The 17,010-nt window shown below is 31.8% G+C and carries 15 protein-coding genes and 1 pseudogene; 1 reads left to right on the top strand and 15 read right to left on the bottom strand.

Annotation, left to right across the window (positions count from 1 at the left end; translation table 11 throughout):
• The 4 genes from ACZ267_RS03465 to ACZ267_RS03450 form a co-directional block, all read right to left on the bottom strand.
• Complete coding sequence (locus tag ACZ267_RS03465) at positions 1–1,890, bottom strand: vWA domain-containing protein (RefSeq protein WP_002466850.1); 1,890 nt, start codon at positions 1,888–1,890, stop codon at positions 1–3.
• A 13-nt stretch (positions 1,891–1,903) separates the two neighbouring features.
• Positions 1,904–2,695 (bottom strand): ATP-binding protein, encoded by a 792-nt coding sequence (locus ACZ267_RS03460; RefSeq protein ID WP_002466844.1) that lies wholly within the window; start codon positions 2,693–2,695, stop codon positions 1,904–1,906.
• A 130-nt stretch (positions 2,696–2,825) separates the two neighbouring features.
• Positions 2,826–3,029, bottom strand: a complete 204-nt coding sequence (locus ACZ267_RS03455) for a DUF6501 family protein (RefSeq protein ID WP_002466853.1) — start codon at positions 3,027–3,029, stop codon at positions 2,826–2,828.
• A gap of 35 nt (positions 3,030–3,064) precedes the next feature.
• Positions 3,065–3,874: a VOC family protein gene (locus ACZ267_RS03450; protein ID WP_002466843.1), complete on the bottom strand. Its 810-nt coding sequence runs from the start codon at positions 3,872–3,874 to the stop codon at positions 3,065–3,067.
• 227 nt (positions 3,875–4,101) lie between these two features.
• Here ACZ267_RS03450 and ACZ267_RS03445 point away from each other — a divergent pair, with 227 nt between their 5' ends.
• Positions 4,102–4,272 carry a hypothetical protein gene (locus ACZ267_RS03445; protein ID WP_002466835.1) on the top strand — a complete coding sequence of 57 codons (171 nt, stop codon included), beginning with the start codon at positions 4,102–4,104 and terminating at the stop codon, positions 4,270–4,272.
• A gap of 101 nt (positions 4,273–4,373) precedes the next feature.
• On the opposite strand, the gene ACZ267_RS03440 is transcribed toward ACZ267_RS03445, so the two are convergent.
• From ACZ267_RS03440 to ACZ267_RS03390, 11 genes and pseudogenes are all read right to left on the bottom strand, one after another.
• Positions 4,374–5,078: a hypothetical protein gene (locus tag ACZ267_RS03440; protein WP_002466846.1), complete on the bottom strand. Its 705-nt coding sequence runs from the start codon at positions 5,076–5,078 to the stop codon at positions 4,374–4,376.
• The gene (locus ACZ267_RS03435) at positions 5,078–5,917 is read right to left on the bottom strand and encodes an ABC transporter ATP-binding protein (protein ID WP_002466851.1); all 840 of its coding nucleotides are present in this window, start codon (positions 5,915–5,917) and stop codon (positions 5,078–5,080) included. Before ACZ267_RS03435 ends, ACZ267_RS03440 begins: the two co-directional genes overlap by 1 nt.
• A 166-nt stretch (positions 5,918–6,083) precedes the next feature.
• A complete protein-coding gene (gene sucB, locus ACZ267_RS03430) occupies positions 6,084–7,370 on the bottom strand; it encodes a dihydrolipoyllysine-residue succinyltransferase (protein ID WP_002466839.1) in 1,287 nt (428 codons plus the stop codon).
• A 17-nt stretch (positions 7,371–7,387) separates the two neighbouring features.
• A complete protein-coding gene (locus ACZ267_RS03425) occupies positions 7,388–10,192 on the bottom strand; it encodes a 2-oxoglutarate dehydrogenase E1 component (protein WP_015365004.1) in 2,805 nt (934 codons plus the stop codon).
• Positions 10,193–10,422: 230 nt separating this feature from the next.
• Entirely contained in the window at positions 10,423–11,781 is a 1,359-nt protein-coding gene (locus ACZ267_RS03420) for a HAMP domain-containing sensor histidine kinase (RefSeq protein WP_031463981.1), read from the bottom strand.
• On the bottom strand, positions 11,778–12,437 hold the full coding sequence (locus ACZ267_RS03415; RefSeq protein WP_002451182.1) for a response regulator transcription factor: 660 nt from the start codon (positions 12,435–12,437) through the stop codon (positions 11,778–11,780). Before ACZ267_RS03415 ends, ACZ267_RS03420 begins: the two co-directional genes overlap by 4 nt.
• Before the next feature lie 328 nt (positions 12,438–12,765).
• Positions 12,766–12,873 (bottom strand): annotated as a pseudogene (locus tag ACZ267_RS03410) (hypothetical protein); the annotation flags it as partial.
• A gap of 250 nt (positions 12,874–13,123) precedes the next feature.
• The gene (locus ACZ267_RS03405; protein WP_002466562.1) at positions 13,124–13,738 is read right to left on the bottom strand and encodes a phosphatase PAP2 family protein; all 615 of its coding nucleotides are present in this window, start codon (positions 13,736–13,738) and stop codon (positions 13,124–13,126) included.
• 12 nt (positions 13,739–13,750) lie between these two features.
• Positions 13,751–14,824 (bottom strand): undecaprenyldiphospho-muramoylpentapeptide beta-N-acetylglucosaminyltransferase, encoded by a 1,074-nt coding sequence (locus tag ACZ267_RS03400; RefSeq protein ID WP_002466564.1) that lies wholly within the window; start codon positions 14,822–14,824, stop codon positions 13,751–13,753.
• A gap of 17 nt (positions 14,825–14,841) precedes the next feature.
• Positions 14,842–15,345, bottom strand: coding sequence for a GNAT family N-acetyltransferase (locus ACZ267_RS03395; RefSeq protein ID WP_002466563.1), 504 nt, complete (start codon positions 15,343–15,345; stop codon positions 14,842–14,844).
• Between the two features lie 81 nt (positions 15,346–15,426).
• Positions 15,427–16,884 (bottom strand): S41 family peptidase, encoded by a 1,458-nt coding sequence (locus tag ACZ267_RS03390; protein ID WP_026088912.1) that lies wholly within the window; start codon positions 16,882–16,884, stop codon positions 15,427–15,429.
• Positions 16,885–17,010: the final 126 nt, after the last annotated feature.

Genomic DNA, 17,010 nt, shown 5'->3' with positions numbered 1-17,010 from the left:
TTAAAAAGATTTAAGCAATAGTTTTTTCAATAATGGTGATAGTAAACTTGGTAAATGTTCAACACCTTCAACAAATATTGAATATTGACCATAAATATTATGAATCGTCTGCTCTATATCTTCAGTAATTGGATCCTGACTCAAGAATACATTGAAGACTTCAATACCAAATTTACGCGCATTTTCAACAGCTTCGTACGTATCTATGATGCCATCTTGACTATAATTATATGCAGAAGGCTCTCCATCAGAAAAGACAATGAGAAATCGTTGATGATGACTGCGACGAATTAATCTATCGCTCGCGATTCGAATGGCAACCCCATCACGGTTATCGTCTTGTGGTTCGAGGGCCATTATTCGAGGGCCATCTTTCTTCAATGTTGAATAGTCGTAATGAATGATTTCATCTATAATATTAGGTTGCTTCGTATCATCTGAATCAAAGGCATCTTCGTTAAAGGCCAATATTTCATGTTTTACGTTTAATTCTTTTAACGTCTCGTGGAAGAGTACGACACCTTTAATCGTTTCGTCCATTTTATCATGCATACTAGCTGAAGCATCGATTAATAATGTGAATGTTGCATCAAATGATTGGCTTAAATCTTGTTTTTTATAGAACAATTTATATTGATCATCTATAAACCAATTAATTAAATTTTTCTGTAATCTGCCTTTAGTTAGATTATGTCTTTCATCTTGATGTTCACGTTCGATTGTCTTTTTAATAATTTGGATTAAATCTTTAATTTCAAATTGCACATCATTTTTAACATCTTCATAAGCCTGGATGTATTCAGGTAAAATGTCAGGGACTTTCCATTTAATATCAACATTTTGATTAATGCCATCTAATGCGAAAGCACTATTTTGACCAATAAAGCCTCCTTCTTCGCGATCAAGCGTGTTTTGAGACCCCTTACCTTTTTTAGTCATCATATCGGTCATGTCATCAGATGAGTCCCCTTCTCTAGCTGTATCATTGTCAGCCATTACTTCACTGTTTTCACCCTCATGTAGTTCCATTTCGAGATAAGCGCCACCTTCAGAAGAACTATCAGCAGCTTTGGTTTCTGCTTCGGCTGTCACAGCATCATTTTCCTCTTGTGACTGATCTTTACCATCTGTATTAGCAGCATCTGTTCGCTTTAAGTCTTCAAACAGGTCTTGTTGAATGTCTTTATATAGATTTTTGGGGATATAATAATATTCATTTAACATATCTTCTTTTAATAAATCATCTACTTGATATAATATACGTTCAGCTAAAAACATATTGTCTTCAGAATTTTGATTTTGAAAGAAGTTAGGCAAATATTGATACATATTGACTAAGACGTCATCAAATTTTGGATGTATGGATGGAACATCATAGAAGTTTTGATTAATAAAAGCATGTTCTAAATATAAAAATAATAAATCTGTGTATAGTGTTTTCGTTTTATAAACATTAATTTGTGATTCAGTAAATGTAAGTCTGGTATTTAAACGTAAATCTATATACTTTGTAGTGCTTGGACGTTGTATTTTAATTTCATTAAATATACGTATATCTTCTAATAATTTAAATAGTTGTTGGAAAAATTTAGGATGTTTAAACTCGTTATTGTGTAACACCTCATTAACGATACCTACATCCATCATTCGATAACCATAGGCCGCTAACATAACATCTGTTTTGAGGCCAGCAGCTTCAACTTCTTTTGGACGGTGGGACCAAAACCAACTTGTAATAAGAGTATTACTAAATGGATTGTAAAAAGGGAATTTTTGAATTTTAACTTGTGTTTGCTCGTTTTTTAAAAGTAAACGAGCTAAGTCTTGTAACATCATCACTTGTTTAGCATCTAACTGTTCGTCGTTAAATTTAATGAAACGGTCGCTCATGATTTATCCCTCTCTAAAAGTTAAGTTCAATTGCATTTATGATGGCTTGTTGTTCTCGTTCATCCTCAAGTTTATCTATAATTGTACGTTTAATCGCACGTTCGATAGGCATTACAGTTGCTAAGTCACTTAAATCAATCAGTGCACGTATACTTGCTGCTTCTTCAGAAATTTGACCTTGTTTGGTCATTGTACGTAAATCTTCGTTGAATTTAATGATTTTTTGGATAGTTGCATCATCTTGTAAACGACTTTGTTCTTTAATAACGTGACTTAAAATATCTCCATCGATATAATCCACTTGTATCACAACAAATCGGTTTTTAAGTGCCTCGTTCATAGGTAGCGTACCTACATAGCCTTCATTGATAGCGGCAATCACGTTAAAGCCAGGCTTTGCTTGAATAACTTCACCTGTAAAGGGATTAGTTATACGTCGACGGTAATCTAACACACCATTTAAGATAGGTAATGTTTCCGGCTTAGCCATATTGATTTCATCAATATATAAGATATGTCCTTCTTTCATGGCTTTAATAACAGGTCCATCAATAAAAACGATTTCTTGATGCCCTTGTTCATTCGTTTTGATTGTTTTAAATCCTAATAGACTTTCTGCATCTAAATCAACTGAACAGTTAACTTGATACATTGGTGTATTTACAACTTCACTTAATGTTTCTGCGAGTTTAGTTTTCCCAGAACCTGTTGGTCCTTTTAATAAAATATTCTTATTTAAATCAAATAATGCTTTCGCATCATTAAAAACTGAAACGTCAGCATTTTTATATTGTGCTTGTACCATAAATCATATGCTCCTTTTTTATCTATATGAAAAAGACTAAGACATGTGGGTTTGGATTTCCAATTGTCTTAGTCTTGTTGACTATTGTCTTTATATACTTGTTTGACAGTCTAAACTGATTGAAACGATTTTAAACTTCTTTAAAGTATGTTTTGTAATAGCCACCAACTAAACCTGAATTATCGATGATTTGATAATATTCTTCAGTTTCATTAATGACATCATATTGTTCACCAACAGTAAGCATATCAGATACAGTGAACTTCTTCGCATCTGTATTTGTCACTTCTACTTTTTTAATTGGTGTACGTTCTTTCCATGTTTCGTGTAACATTTTATTTCCCTACCTCTATGATTATTTTAATAATTTTATTTTTCTAGTGTATAAATGAATGAAATACCACTGTTTTCAGTTATTCGCAGTGAATCAGAATCATCTTGTTCTAATGTTTGATATGGTATACCTATATCATCTAATGTTTGCTTAGCGTTTTCAAATTCCGACTTATTTTGAGTGGAAAATTCTATTTGTTCAACCATACCTACATCTTCATTATTGATTTCTGTCTCTGCTTCATATAGATGCAGTTCACCACCAAGGCCACCTTCTCCAATTTTAAATACTTGGATAGCTTGTGTTGATTCTTCAGAGGGATGATATTCTGCAAATATATTTAATCCAAATACATTTGTAAGGATAGATGCTGTGATTGGCAATTCATTTACCTTAAGAATCACAGGGCCTAAACCTTGAATTTGATGTAGCGGATTGACAGTACTTTCAAATGATGGCATGCCTAATGGAACGCCTGTATTATGTTCGTTTGAATAGATATCAAATAATTGTTGATTATGATCCTTGAAGTTAAAATGCTTATTACCATTGAGTTCAGTAATTGAGCTATAAGATATTTGATGATTTGTGAAAATAGATTGATATTCATCTAGACCAGAATCGGATGGTGTTCTTAAACCAACGCTATCGATATGTAAGTTTTGATAATTGTTATTAGGTACTTCCACAAAATGTATGCGCGTACCTGGGCTTAAATTAGCATCACCAAATCTTAAAGCATGTTCACCTTTTTCAGATGAATTAAAACCTAATATATTTTCAAATAAATCTTTAGTTTTAGATAGGTCACTTGTACCTAACGTGACACTTCTAAGTCCGCTCATATACTGACACCCCTAATCATTTATCGTTACAATATTATTATAACGTATTTTCACGATGATTTATATGATGAACTATTGTGATGATTTGCTGTTTAAAATAGTAGAATTATAAATTGTTTTTAGTTTGAATGTAATTCATTTTTCAAAATTAAGCTAAAATACATTTTGGTATTGTTGCAAAAGTGTATTAAAATATAAGTATAGAGATTAGATAAGGAGGCATACACATGTCTACGATGTGGATTATATTTGCAATTACTGTTTTAATAGCTGTCTATTCAGGCATACAAGTTTTTACGAATTTGCAAAATAAGCAAAAGCCAAGTTTTAAATATTTCTTAATTGCATTTATTGTATGTATTATTTTAGCAATTATAGAGATTATCGTCTTATACTAAAATATTATTTTATAGTTTTAGATATTTAACATGGATAAAGCCAGTAAATGAGTTTTTAAAGACCCGTTTACTGGCTTTTTTCTGATTATTCATGCTAGATTTTACAAATATTCTGTTTTAGAAAATAAATAATACAATCCTAAAGTGAAAATGAAGATATAAATAGCAATCCATAAACTAATGAATAAAAAATGGAATGTGATCAGTTGGTTTAGAGAATACTGGTATATTTGAATGAAGTCACCTACTGGTGGTATGAGCCATAATATATATTTTGTAGCTGGTACGCTTAGAATGATGGTGTGTCGCATTATAGATAATAGAATGATTAGAATCAATAATAGCCAACTGTACTTTCTCGACATGACATTTTGAATACAAATAAAGGTACCGATTAACACACCAAAAATGACAACAATAACATGTAAATATAATGCCAGAGTCAAATGTATGATAGACATTTTTTCTGAAAATCGATTGAATAGAATTGGATAAAGTATTGAAAAAATGATTAAAGGTAGTAATGTCATAATGCTAAAATATAACTTATGTGTCAGATATTTGAGTTTAGAGTTAAATTGTATAAATAATAACTGTCGTTCTTTATTATTTTCTAATTGATATATATTAATCGTTAACCATGCTGATACAGCTAATAACACAATAGTTGATGATGCATAGCTTGATAAAATAGATTGCCCACTATAAACATAAAGCATAGCTATCCAAATCATATAAACGATATAGGGAGGTATAAATGTGTATGATCTTATTAATTTTTTGAATTGATAAGCTGTAAAACGCATTAATCACCCTCCTCGTTAATAACGGAATCAATAGTTACGTTCTTATGAATTAACTTTTTTAAAACGACATTGGTCTCTTTTGCAGGTACTTTTAATTTAATGTAATTAGTATTATTAGTATTTTTTAAAATAGTAGTGTCATGTTTCATTTTGAAGTGGTAGATTAAATCTTCTTTATTTTCTATATTATCTATGTTAAAACTAATTATTTTGTATTTTGACATCGTAGTTGTTATTTCTTTTAATTCTTGGCTTTCGAGATCAAATGTATGAGTGATGATGTGATGATAAATAAGCGAATCATGAGCAGTTAATATGATCGTTGCTTTATTTTTTAATAACTTAAGTTGTGACAGTAAATAAGCTAAAGATGACTCATCAAGTCCATTAAATGGTTCATCTAATAAGTATATATCTGCTTTTGATGCTAGACATTGAATAAGATTTACCTTTTGTTGTGTTCCTTTTGAACAATTTTTTAATCTATGTGAGAGAAATGGTTCAAGATGCATATTTGAAATCATATTATTTAAATATTGATCATTGATATGTAAATGATTGAGATGTCGAATAAATGATAGATATTCTCTTACAGTTAAATTTAAATCATTTGGAAGATAATCAGGTGCATAACTGATACGGCCGTTAACTTTAATATTGCCTTTGCTAGGACTGATAAGCTGTGCAAGTAATTGTAATGTGATTGTTTTGCCTGAACCATTATGCCCTTGTATATGAGTCATACTATGCTTTGGAATGGTTATCGATAGATCATTTATAATTTCTTTATGATTGATTGATTTTGATATGTGATTTGCAACAATTGCCTCAGTTGTCATCAATGCACCCCCATTTAAAATGATTGTTAGCTTAATCTTTAAAGTAAGCGTATCATTCATTTTCGTAAAATCATATACTACCTAAGTATTAATTAATACATAAAGAACCAACGGTGATTCATTTCACCGTTGGTTCTTTAGTTATATTCAAATTTAGTCTTTTGAATTAAGATTCTAATAATAAATCTTCAGGATTTTCAATTAAGTCTTTGATTGTTTTTAAGAATCCTACTGCTTCTTTACCATCAATAATTCTGTGATCATAGCTTAATGCGATGTACATCATTGGACGGTTTTCGATAGTATCTTTGTCAATTGCAATTGGACGAGTAATGATTGAGTGCATACCTAAGATAGCAGCTTGACTACCATTGATAATTGGTGTACTCATCATTGAACCGAAGATACCACCATTTGTAATTGTGAATGAACCGTTAACCATGTCATCTAAGCCTAATTTTTTGTCGCGAGCTTTGACAGCTAGATTAGCGATTTCTTGTTCGATTTCAGCAAAGTTTTTCTTATCGCAATCTCTTACGAATGGTACTAATAAACCGTCATCAGTAGATACAGCGATACCGATATCATAGTATTGTTTAGTAATCATGTCTTCGCCATCAATTTCAGCGTTAACTTCTGGATATTTTTTAAGTGCAGCTACTGCAGCTTTTGTGAAGAATGACATGAAACCTAATTTAGTACCATCATGGTCTTTGATGAATTGTTCTTTTTTACGTTTACGTAAATCCATAACATTTGTCATATCAACTTCATTGAAAGTTGTTAACATTGCTGTGTTATTAGATACTTCTAATAATTTTTTAGCAGCAGTTTTCTTTCTGCGTGACATTTTTTCACGAATAACTGGTTTAGATGGTTTGTCACTAGATTTTTTAGCTTCATTACCAGAAGGTTTGTTATCATTTTGAGATGATTGTTGAGCTTGGTTTTGACTGTTGTTTACATCTTCTTTTCTAACAACGTCATTAGATTTTCCAGCAACTTCACTTAAGTCAACACCGTTAGCGCGAGCATGACGGCGTGCTGAAGGTGTTGCTTTCACACGTTGGTTATTAGCTGAATCATCTTGTGATTGATCAGATGATTGATTATCGTTTGATGGTTGAGAAGTCTCTTTAGATTGTTGATCGTCTTTATTAGTTTCATCATTACTTTGTGGAGTTTGATTATCTGATGAACCACTTGATGCATTACCACTACCTTCACCAACAACTGCGATAGCTTGACCTACTTCAACTGTATCGCCTTCGTTAGCAAGTTGTTCTGATAAGACACCTGCTTCTTCTGACACAACTTCTACGTTTACTTTATCTGTTTCTAATTCAAGAATAGCTTCACCTTTATCTACGCTATCCCCAACATTTTTTAACCACTCTGCAATGGTACCTTCTGTAATTGATTCTGCTAATTCTGGAACTTTAACCTCTGGCATTTTGAATTTCCCCCTATTTATTTAGTAATGCTACTTTCAATAATATTATTTTGAACAAGTTTATGGATTTCTCCATCACCTTCAGCTGGTGCTGCCCTTTGGATTCTTCCATGGTAACTTAAATCGTATTTATCACCAACTAATGATCTTAGGTAAGGATAAACGAATAACCATGCACCTTGGTTTTTAGGTTCTTCTTGTACCCATGATACTGATTCAAGATTTGGTAGTTGATCGAAAATTTCTTGGATTTCCTCTTCAGGGAATGGATATAATCTTTCAACTGCTACAAGTAATACAGATTCGTCAGGATTTTTAGCTAAATATTCTTTTAAGTCGATAAATACTTTACCTGAAGCTAATATTACTTTTTTAACTTTATTAGCTTCATAATCTTCAGCAATGATCGGTTTGAAACCACCAGTCGTAAACTCATTAATTGGTTTAGCAACTGTTTTGTTACGTAATAAACTTTTCGGTGACATAACAATTAAAGGTCTCATTTCTTGAGAATCTAAGCTTGCTGCTTGCGCACGTAGTAAGTGGAAGTAGTTACTTGCACTTGATAAGTTAACTACAGTGCTATTGTTTTCTGCTGCAAGTTGTAAGAATCTTTCAAGGCGTGCTGATGAATGTTCTGGACCTTGACCTTCAAATGAATGAGGTAAGAATAATGTTAAACCTGAACGTTCGCCCCATTTTGCTCGCGCACTTGATAAGAAGTTATCAAACATCATTTGAGCCATATTTGAGAAGTCCCCATATTGTGCTTCCCAAATGTTGAAGCTACCTTTATTTTCGACATTGTAACCATATTCAAAACCAACAACAGCTGCTTCTGATAATGGTGAATTATGAATATCGAATGATGCTTTTTGATCAGGTACATGATGTAATGGTGTGAATGTATCACCATTTTCTTCATCGTGTAGTACTGCATGACGATGACTGAATGTACCACGTTCACTGTCTTGACCAGTTAAACGAATAGAAGTACCATCTTGTAAAATCGTTGCAAAAGCAAGTTGTTCCGCTTGTGCCCAATCTACTAAACCATCTTCTTTTTCAAATGGTTCTTTACGTTTTTCAAGTACTTTATTTAATTTTTTCAACACATTGAATCCTTCAGGATATGTTAACATCGCGTCATTGATTTCTTTTAAGTGATCAAATGTGAACTCTTTATCATCACTCTTAAGTGGTTGTTGTAAGGATTCTGGTTTTTCCATATCTGGATTGTCCATTTTATCTGATTTGTCAATTTTATCATGTGCTGCACGCATTTCTTTTTGAACACTATCAATGACTTGATTCATTTCATCTTCACTAATAATGCCTTCGTCCACTAATTTTTTACCATAAACAAGTTCTACTGAATCATGCTTACGGATATTGTGGTATGGTAATGGATTTGTAATTGACGGTTCATCCATTTCGTTATGACCATAACGTCTATAACCTACTAAGTCGATGACAACATCTTTATGGAACTCTTTACGGAATTCCATTGCGATATCAATAGCTTCAATTGTTGCTTCAACGTCGTCAGCATTAACATGTAAAATTGGAACATCATAACCTTTAGCCACATCTGTTGAGTATGTTGTAGAACGGCCATCTGTTGGTTCAGTTGTGAAACCAATTCGGTTGTTTGTGATGATGTGTAAAGAACCACCTGTTGAGTAGCCTTTTAAATCACCTAAGTTCATTGTTTCAAAGTTAATACCTTGACCAGGATAAGCAGCATCACCATGAATAATGATTGGCATAGCTTTATGGAAGTCAGTTTGTGGTGCGCCTGCTTGTTGCGTATTATCTTGAGCAGCACGAGTACGACCTTCAACAACGGGCGCTACAATTTCCAAGTGACTTGGGTTGTTTGCTAAAGCGATTCGTTGTTCAATACCGTATGAATCTGTAGTTTTCACGCCACCTAAGTGATACTTCACATCACCAGTCCAACCAGCAGTTAATTCTAAGCTACCATCTTCTGGCAAGAACTTCATAGGATCAGTATGCATGAACTCTGAAATCATCATTTCATATGGTTTCTCTAATACGTGAGTCAGTACATTTAAACGACCACGGTGTGCCATACCAATTTGAATATTTTTAATACCAGCTTCACCAGCTAGTGTAATCGTGTGTTGTAGCATTGGTACTAAAGCATCGACGCCCTCAATAGAGAATCGTTTTGCACCAACGAAGTTTTTGTGTAAATATTTCTCGAAACCTTCGACATGAGCCAATTTATTAAATAATTCAGTTTTTTGTTTATTATTTAATGTTGCTTTATATGGTGTTTCGATACGACGTTTTAACCATACACGTTCTTTATTGTTATTAATATGCGTATATTCGAACGCAATAGGACCTTTATATCTTTTTTCCATACGAACAATAGCTTCATATGCATTATCGTAAATATCAGTAAAATGTTCTGATACGATTCCAGCTGAGATATTTTCCAAAGTAGCTTGATCTAAATCGAAATCTTCTATTTCTAATTTAGGTATATTTTTACGCTCTGGAGGATTGACTGGATATATATTTGCTTTTAAATGTCCGTATTGTCTAATGTTATCGATTAATCTCATGACACGTTTAATTGTACTGTCACCAGATTGTGAACCACCCTCATTAGCGGCTGGTTTAGCTTCGATATGAGCTTCCCCTGTTTGAATTGTACTAAATAGGACTTGTAAATCTTCGGGTACAGATGATGGATCTTGTAGGTAATCATCGTATAAATCTAGCATTAACCCTAGATTTGCGCCGAAGTTTACAGGTGCCTCTGTAACTTCTCTCTTGTCCTTTGTCATATTACACCCTCCACAAAAATGTTGAAACGCTTACAAGACAATAATAGCATTATTTCAAATTTTGTTAAAGTGGATTTACCTATTATTGTAAAAAAACAGAACCAAGAAAAATTTGGTTCTGCATTAATTTAATTATATTAAAATGTTGACTTTAAAGATGTAAACTAAAAGCTTAATTAGGTATACAAAATAGCGTGATTGAGATAGAAATTTAATTCTGGTTGGGGTTATTAAAATATGATTTTAAATGTTGTATATTGATCAACTTCACTTTCTACATGAATAAATCCCCCGTTTAATTGAACGATTTTATCAGCAATTGATAGACCTAAACCATTACCACCTTGGCTACGAGCGCGAGATTTATCTACACGATAAAAACGGTCAAATATAAATTCCAAGTCTTGCTTTGGAATACCTAAACCATGGTCAGTAATTTCTATACTAATTTGTTTGTTTTTAAGTTGAGTCTTGATCTGAATTAATTTATTTTCAGTATCATATTTCATTGCATTATCTATAAATATTAAAATGAGTTGTTCAAACTGATGACGGTTCATTTTAAGTTTTAAAGGTTTTTCATCTAGTTCAACATCAAACGTATAATCCGGATGCAATTGTTTGAGTGATTTGACTCTAGATAATATTTCAGAATTGATATCTACGAGTTCTTTTTCTAGTTGGCCACTTTTAACATTGTCTTTAGTTAATAATAATAATTCTTCAACTAATTTAGTAATTCTATTCATTTCTTCTAAAGAAATATTAAGTGATTCTTCTAACACGGCTGGATCTTTTTTACCCCATCGTTGAATTAAATTCAAATGACCTTGAATAATTTGTAATGGTGTTCTTAATTCATGGGATGCATCTTCGACAAATTGCCGTTGTTGATTAAATGTTTCTTCGATATGGAACATCATCTCATTGAATGTAGCGATGAGATTATCAGTTTCTTCATAGTTAGTCGTTAACTCTAACTTATTTTGGAAACCATCTCGCCGAATTTGATTCATTTTGTTAGACATAGTTACGATGGGTTTAGTGATTTGTGACGAGACAATATAACTTACTATAGCTGTGATGATTGTAGCGATTAAACCGAATGCAATGGCTACAATATATAAAGATTGTACAAGATGTTCATAATTTTCTAATGAATGTATTAATACGCTATATCCATTAAAATTTTTAGTATGGATACGTTCTGTGATTGCTAGATAATCAACGCCTTTGTATTTGATAATTTTGACTCTTTCAGGATGTGAAAGGCCGATATTAGAAGGTACAGAAGGTAAATTTTCATTTGTTGTTTGTAGTAATTTTTTTCCTTTAGTATTAAAAATAGTTACTTCTTGAAAGTTTTCTAAAGAAGCATTTAAATCCAAGGCCGATATTTCATCTAATGGTTTGGCGTGGAATAAATTGATAATATCGTCAGAACTACGTTCAGCTTCGTCTAGCTCACTATCATGCAAAGCATCTTTTAAAAAGAAGATGATAACCAAACAGAATAAAACGATTGTGATAAAAGTTATAAATGTTGTGATTAACATCCATTTATATTTGAGTTTTCGTTGTTTCATCATCGAATCACGTACCCTACGCCACGTACTGTTTCAATTACTTTATCCTTACCAAACGGTTTGAGTTTATTTCTTAAATATCGGATATAGACATCTACGACATTCGTTTCAACCTCAGTATTATATCCCCATACATGGTTCAATATTTGTTCACGTTGTAATACATGATTTTTGTTCTCTGCTAACACATAGAATAAGTCATATTCAGTTTTAGTTAAATCTAATTGAGTGCCATCTACTGTAACCTCAAAAGCTTCTTTATCTATAATAATGCCATTAATATTAATCGTATCTTTTTTAGGTTGACGACGAAGTATAGCTCTAATACGAGCAAGTAATTCTTCAATATCAAATGGTTTAACAATGTAATCATCAGCACCATAATCTAAACCTGCAACTTTATCATAAGTATCACTTTTAGCGGTAATGATGATAATCGGTGTTGTTTGTTGTTGACGAATTTGACGACATATTTCTAATCCATTTATATTGGGTAACATTAGATCTAAAATAATGAGATCATAAGTTTTATTCAGTGCTTTATCTAGACCAGTAGCACCATCATTTTCAATATCGACTTGATAATTCTCGTGAGTTAGTTCAAGTTCAATAAATCGAGCTAAGTTCTTTTCATCTTCTACAATTAAAATGTTTGTCATCTTTGCACCTCTTAATATGGTTATACACAATGTTAAATAAATACATTTAACATATGAATGATTTATATATCTTTTTATGTTCATTGATGTAAATGTAGACATCTGATTTTGAAAGCAAGTCATTGCTTTCATAAAATTATGAATCTAAATCTCAATGATTAATTAGATGACTTTTTTCATATGTGTTTGTCTCTTTGTGTATAACCCATTAATTGTCTTCTTAACTAAATTTTATCATATTTTCAATCGTTAAATGGTAGGTATTGAGAAGTATTTTATTATTATTTCAAGTATTCGTAATGTCAAAAATTGATGATGGTTAATAATTTATAAATAGTTCATCATTTTTCGTTATTTCTAATTGACAATGATTCTCATTCATGTATAATAATAGTTGAAAATGATTATCAATACCAAAAAGAACTTTCCCCCCCACATATATTTCGTTCTTAAGGATTGGTCATTTTCATATAATCCCCTTTTATATGCCCGTAAAAGACTAACGTTGAAAAACGTTTTAATAAAGCAGTAGACCTTTAGACACTTGAGGTTTACTGCTTTTTTAGTTCAGTAAACAATTTAAAAGAATTAGAGGGCTCTAGTTTTATAAATTAGTAAAATCAATTGATGATAAATGAAAGCACCACATTTCAAATTATGGAAATGTGGTGCTTTATAATCTAATATTATTCTGCCAATTTATTATTTAAAATTAGTGTTGATAATACAATACTAAATGAACCACCAATGATACCTGCAATAATATCAGTTGGATAATGTACCCCTAAATATACACGGGATATTGATACCATCAAAATGAGTGACGCTGCTAACCCAATTAAAATGCCTTTAGATAGACCAGAATCAGTTCTGTTCAAGATATAAATGATACTACCAAAATAAGAAGTTGATCCCATTGCATGACCGCTAGGGAAACTGAAACCAGTAATATCAATTAAACGTAATAATGTTGGTCGTTCTCTATCAAAGATATTTTTTAAAACGGGGTTTAATATGCTTGATAAGCTCATCACAATAACAAAAAATAATGTTTCAATTCTAAGTCGTTTTAACATTAAATATGCAATAAGCATTAATGATAAACAAACCATAGCCCATACTTCACCTAGTTTGGTAGCGCCAAGCATGATTGAAGTTGTAATAAAACTTTCTGATGCATAAATGAACTCGTAAACTTCATTATCTATCCATTTACCTAAGCGTGATTCATGGAAGAATGCTATGATTCCAAATATCAAAGTAAAAATGATAAGTAATGAAATTCGTTTTAATCGACTCATTACATTGTCCCCCTAATTATCTAAAGCATCTTTGATTATTTTATCGAATAAATCTTCTTTAGTATAACTTTCTTTATATGTTTGCATTTGTTTAACGATATCATCACGGTTTGTTTCAATGTGATTCAACTCTTCTAATAATCTTACTTGCGTTAATTCTTCTTCAGGAATGGCTTTACCATAACCTTTAGACTCAAAGTTTTTTGCGTTATCAATTTGATCTCCACGAGATTGATCAAGTCCAAGTGGAATTAATAGCATTGGAATTCGTAACGTCAGGAATTCATAAATAGCATTTGAACCTGCACGACTCACAACTGTATCAGTAATCGCAAGTAAATCTGTTAAATCATCTTTAACAAATTCAAACTGAACGTAACCCTCTTTTTTAATTGAATCATCTACTAAACCTTTACCTGTTAAATGTATGACTTGGTATTGGTGTAATAATGCTTCTAGGTTTTCACGAATAGCATCATTTAATTTTTTACTGCCTAAGCTACCACCCATAACAAGTAAGACCTTTTTATCTGGTTTAAATTCAGTTAATTGATAGCCACGTTGTTGGTCTCCCTGTTTTAAATCTTCACGTACTGTCGCACCTACAAAGTCTGCTTTATCTTTTGGTAAATAGTTTAATGTGTCTTCAAATGTTGTATAGATTTTCTTAGCGAATTTTAATGCAATTTTATTTGCTAAGCCAGGTGTTAAATCAGATTCGTGAATGATGGTAGGAATTTTTAAAGAACGTGCAGCAATAACAACAGGTACAGATACAAACCCACCCTTTGAGAATAGTAAATCTGGCTTTTGTTTTTTCAAGATTTTACGTGCATCTAGCACACCTTTTAAAACTTTAAATACATCTTTCGCATTTTCTAATGATAGATAGCGACGTAATTTACCGCTTGAAATAGGATAGTATGCAATATTAGGTAATTGTGATTCTATCATTTCTCTTTCGATACCATTTTTAGAACCAATATAAAACGCTTCATGCCCTTTGTCTATTGCAGTAGGGATTAGACTTAAATTGACTGAAACGTGTCCAACCGTTCCGCCTCCGGTAAATGCAATTTTAGTCATAAATATAACCTCTATTCTTATATGTTTTTATAATATGCGTAAAATGGTGCACCACGATCGAATGGATGGTAATCAATTTCAGCTTCGCCTACTTTTGTAAATCCAAACTTTTCAAATAATCCTTGTGCTGGTTTATTAAGCGCAAACGTGTCTGTCAAAATAACATGTACACCATGATCTTCTGTCAAATCAACAGCAAATTGGAATAACTCGGTTGCTGCACCTTTATAAGATTGTGAACCAGCTAAGCGGTGGATTACGTATGCACCTTTACGATCGATTGGCCATTCTAGTTCATCATACCATTCTGACTGATTTTGGTCGATGACAATAAAGCCATAAATTTCATTATCTACATCTAATACATAAAGTGTTTCAGATTCGATATCTTCTTCAAAATGTTCAGTTACAGGGTATTTATCATCCCACTGATTATTGTTGAATTTCTCCATTATTTCTTTTGCTTCTTCTACTAATTTTTCAATATTAGAAAGATCTTTTTTCGTTGCTAATCTAATCATAATCTAAAACACCTCTTTGTATTTATGTTTGTTAGTTAAATGCTCTTATCTTTAAATTCACGCTTTTAAATCATTTTAAACTTATTTTAACTTCTTAAGTAGTTGATCTAAAACGGTATCATTTTTATTAGATTTTTCTACTAATTTTTGAGTAAACTTATCATTTGTTTCCTTATCAAATTCACCATTAATAGTTAAATCATTGTCTTTTTGGAATGCTTTAATTGCTGACTCTAAACTTGTATCAAATGATTTAGATTCATTATCTACTTTGAAACCAAGCGCTGTTAAACCAATTTTCATTGTTTTGACATGTTTATTGTTATCTCCTAACTTATACGTTTTATCATTAGGAATAACGCTTAATGATTGATACTTAGGTGTAGCAATTTCAACATCAGGTTTAATACCTTTACCGTGAATATAATGACCATCAGGCGTTAACCATTTCATTTCAGTATATTTTAATAATGAACCGTCATTGAATTCACGAGTTGTTTGTACAATTCCTTTACCAAATGACTTAGAACCGTATACTTTTGCTTTATGATAATCTTTGAGGGCGCCAGTAAATACTTCTGATGCACTTGCTGAACCTTCATTGATTAAGATCGACACTTTCATATCTTTTGCTTCTTTTAGAGGATCGTTTTCAGTTTTAAGCTGTTGTTTGTCGTCACCTTTTTGAAGTTGGACAACTGTTTTGTCTTTATCAATGAATATATTAGCCATTTTAACTGCTTCGTCTAATAATCCTCCAGGGTTATTTCGTAAATCTAATACGACGTTACGAATACCTTGTTTATGAGCTTTCTTAATCGCATTTTTCAATTCACCTGATGTGTTGTTTTGGAATTTGTTGATTGTAATGACACCAACATTGTCTTTCTTCTCGTATTCAACGCTTTTAACATGGATTGTATCACGTTTAATGGCAATATCTTTTTCAACTGAGCCACGTTTAATCGTTAATGTCACTTTGGTACCTTTTTTACCACGTACCATTTTTACAACTTCATCAAGTGGTTTATTTTTGATTGATTTATGATTAACTTCAGTAACCACGTCTTTTGGTTTGATGCCTGCTTTTTCTGCAGGAGAACCTTTCATTGGACTTGTAATACTGATTTGATCATTTTTCTTTTGCATTTCTGCTCCGATACCTACAAAATCACCAGACACACCTTCATTGAATGATTGGGTTTGTTCTTTTGTCATGTACTCTGAATAAGGATCTTTTAATTCTTTGACCATCCCATCTATTGCTGCTTGAGAAAGTTTATCGGATTTTTCACTTTTATAGTAATCTTTATTTAATGTTTTATATACATATTCAATTTTATGTAAATTAGCACGTTGTTCTTTATTCAATCCACTCATTTGGTGACTAATTAACAATGTAGCTGCTACAGTAATAGCGGCAGTAATTAAAATAATAGCAATAATGAGTGTAATCAAATGCCATAATTTAAGATGAATTTTCTTTTTAGCTTTATCTTTCTTTTTCTGCTGTTTTACATCTTGTTGATCTTGTTCGATTTGTTCGTCTTTATCATTCGTCACATAATCACTCCCTTAATCTTTGGTGACCATTCAAATTGATGTATTCAATTGAAACATTGATAATACATTATTATTTTAGTATGTTGCTTTTTATTTAACTAG

Source organism: Staphylococcus sp. AC872 (genome assembly GCF_979255425.1).
Note: the sequence above shows the minus strand (reverse complement) of the source record. Positions and strands in the feature narration are given on the sequence as shown.

Coding starts and splice junctions, on each gene's coding strand:
- ACZ267_RS03465 (WP_002466850.1), bottom strand. CDS start 1,890: ATGAGCGACCGTTTCATTAAATTTAACGACGAACAGTTAGATGCTAAA.
- ACZ267_RS03460 (WP_002466844.1), bottom strand. CDS start 2,695: ATGGTACAAGCACAATATAAAAATGCTGACGTTTCAGTTTTTAATGAT.
- ACZ267_RS03455 (WP_002466853.1), bottom strand. CDS start 3,029: ATGTTACACGAAACATGGAAAGAACGTACACCAATTAAAAAAGTAGAA.
- ACZ267_RS03450 (WP_002466843.1), bottom strand. CDS start 3,874: ATGAGCGGACTTAGAAGTGTCACGTTAGGTACAAGTGACCTATCTAAA.
- ACZ267_RS03445 (WP_002466835.1), top strand. CDS start 4,102: ATGTCTACGATGTGGATTATATTTGCAATTACTGTTTTAATAGCTGTC.
- ACZ267_RS03440 (WP_002466846.1), bottom strand. CDS start 5,078: ATGCGTTTTACAGCTTATCAATTCAAAAAATTAATAAGATCATACACA.
- ACZ267_RS03435 (WP_002466851.1), bottom strand. CDS start 5,917: ATGACAACTGAGGCAATTGTTGCAAATCACATATCAAAATCAATCAAT.
- sucB (WP_002466839.1), bottom strand. CDS start 7,370: ATGCCAGAGGTTAAAGTTCCAGAATTAGCAGAATCAATTACAGAAGGT.
- ACZ267_RS03425 (WP_015365004.1), bottom strand. CDS start 10,192: ATGACAAAGGACAAGAGAGAAGTTACAGAGGCACCTGTAAACTTCGGC.
- ACZ267_RS03420 (WP_031463981.1), bottom strand. CDS start 11,781: ATGATGAAACAACGAAAACTCAAATATAAATGGATGTTAATCACAACA.
- ACZ267_RS03415 (WP_002451182.1), bottom strand. CDS start 12,437: ATGACAAACATTTTAATTGTAGAAGATGAAAAGAACTTAGCTCGATTT.
- ACZ267_RS03405 (WP_002466562.1), bottom strand. CDS start 13,738: ATGAGTCGATTAAAACGAATTTCATTACTTATCATTTTTACTTTGATA.
- ACZ267_RS03400 (WP_002466564.1), bottom strand. CDS start 14,824: ATGACTAAAATTGCATTTACCGGAGGCGGAACGGTTGGACACGTTTCA.
- ACZ267_RS03395 (WP_002466563.1), bottom strand. CDS start 15,345: ATGATTAGATTAGCAACGAAAAAAGATCTTTCTAATATTGAAAAATTA.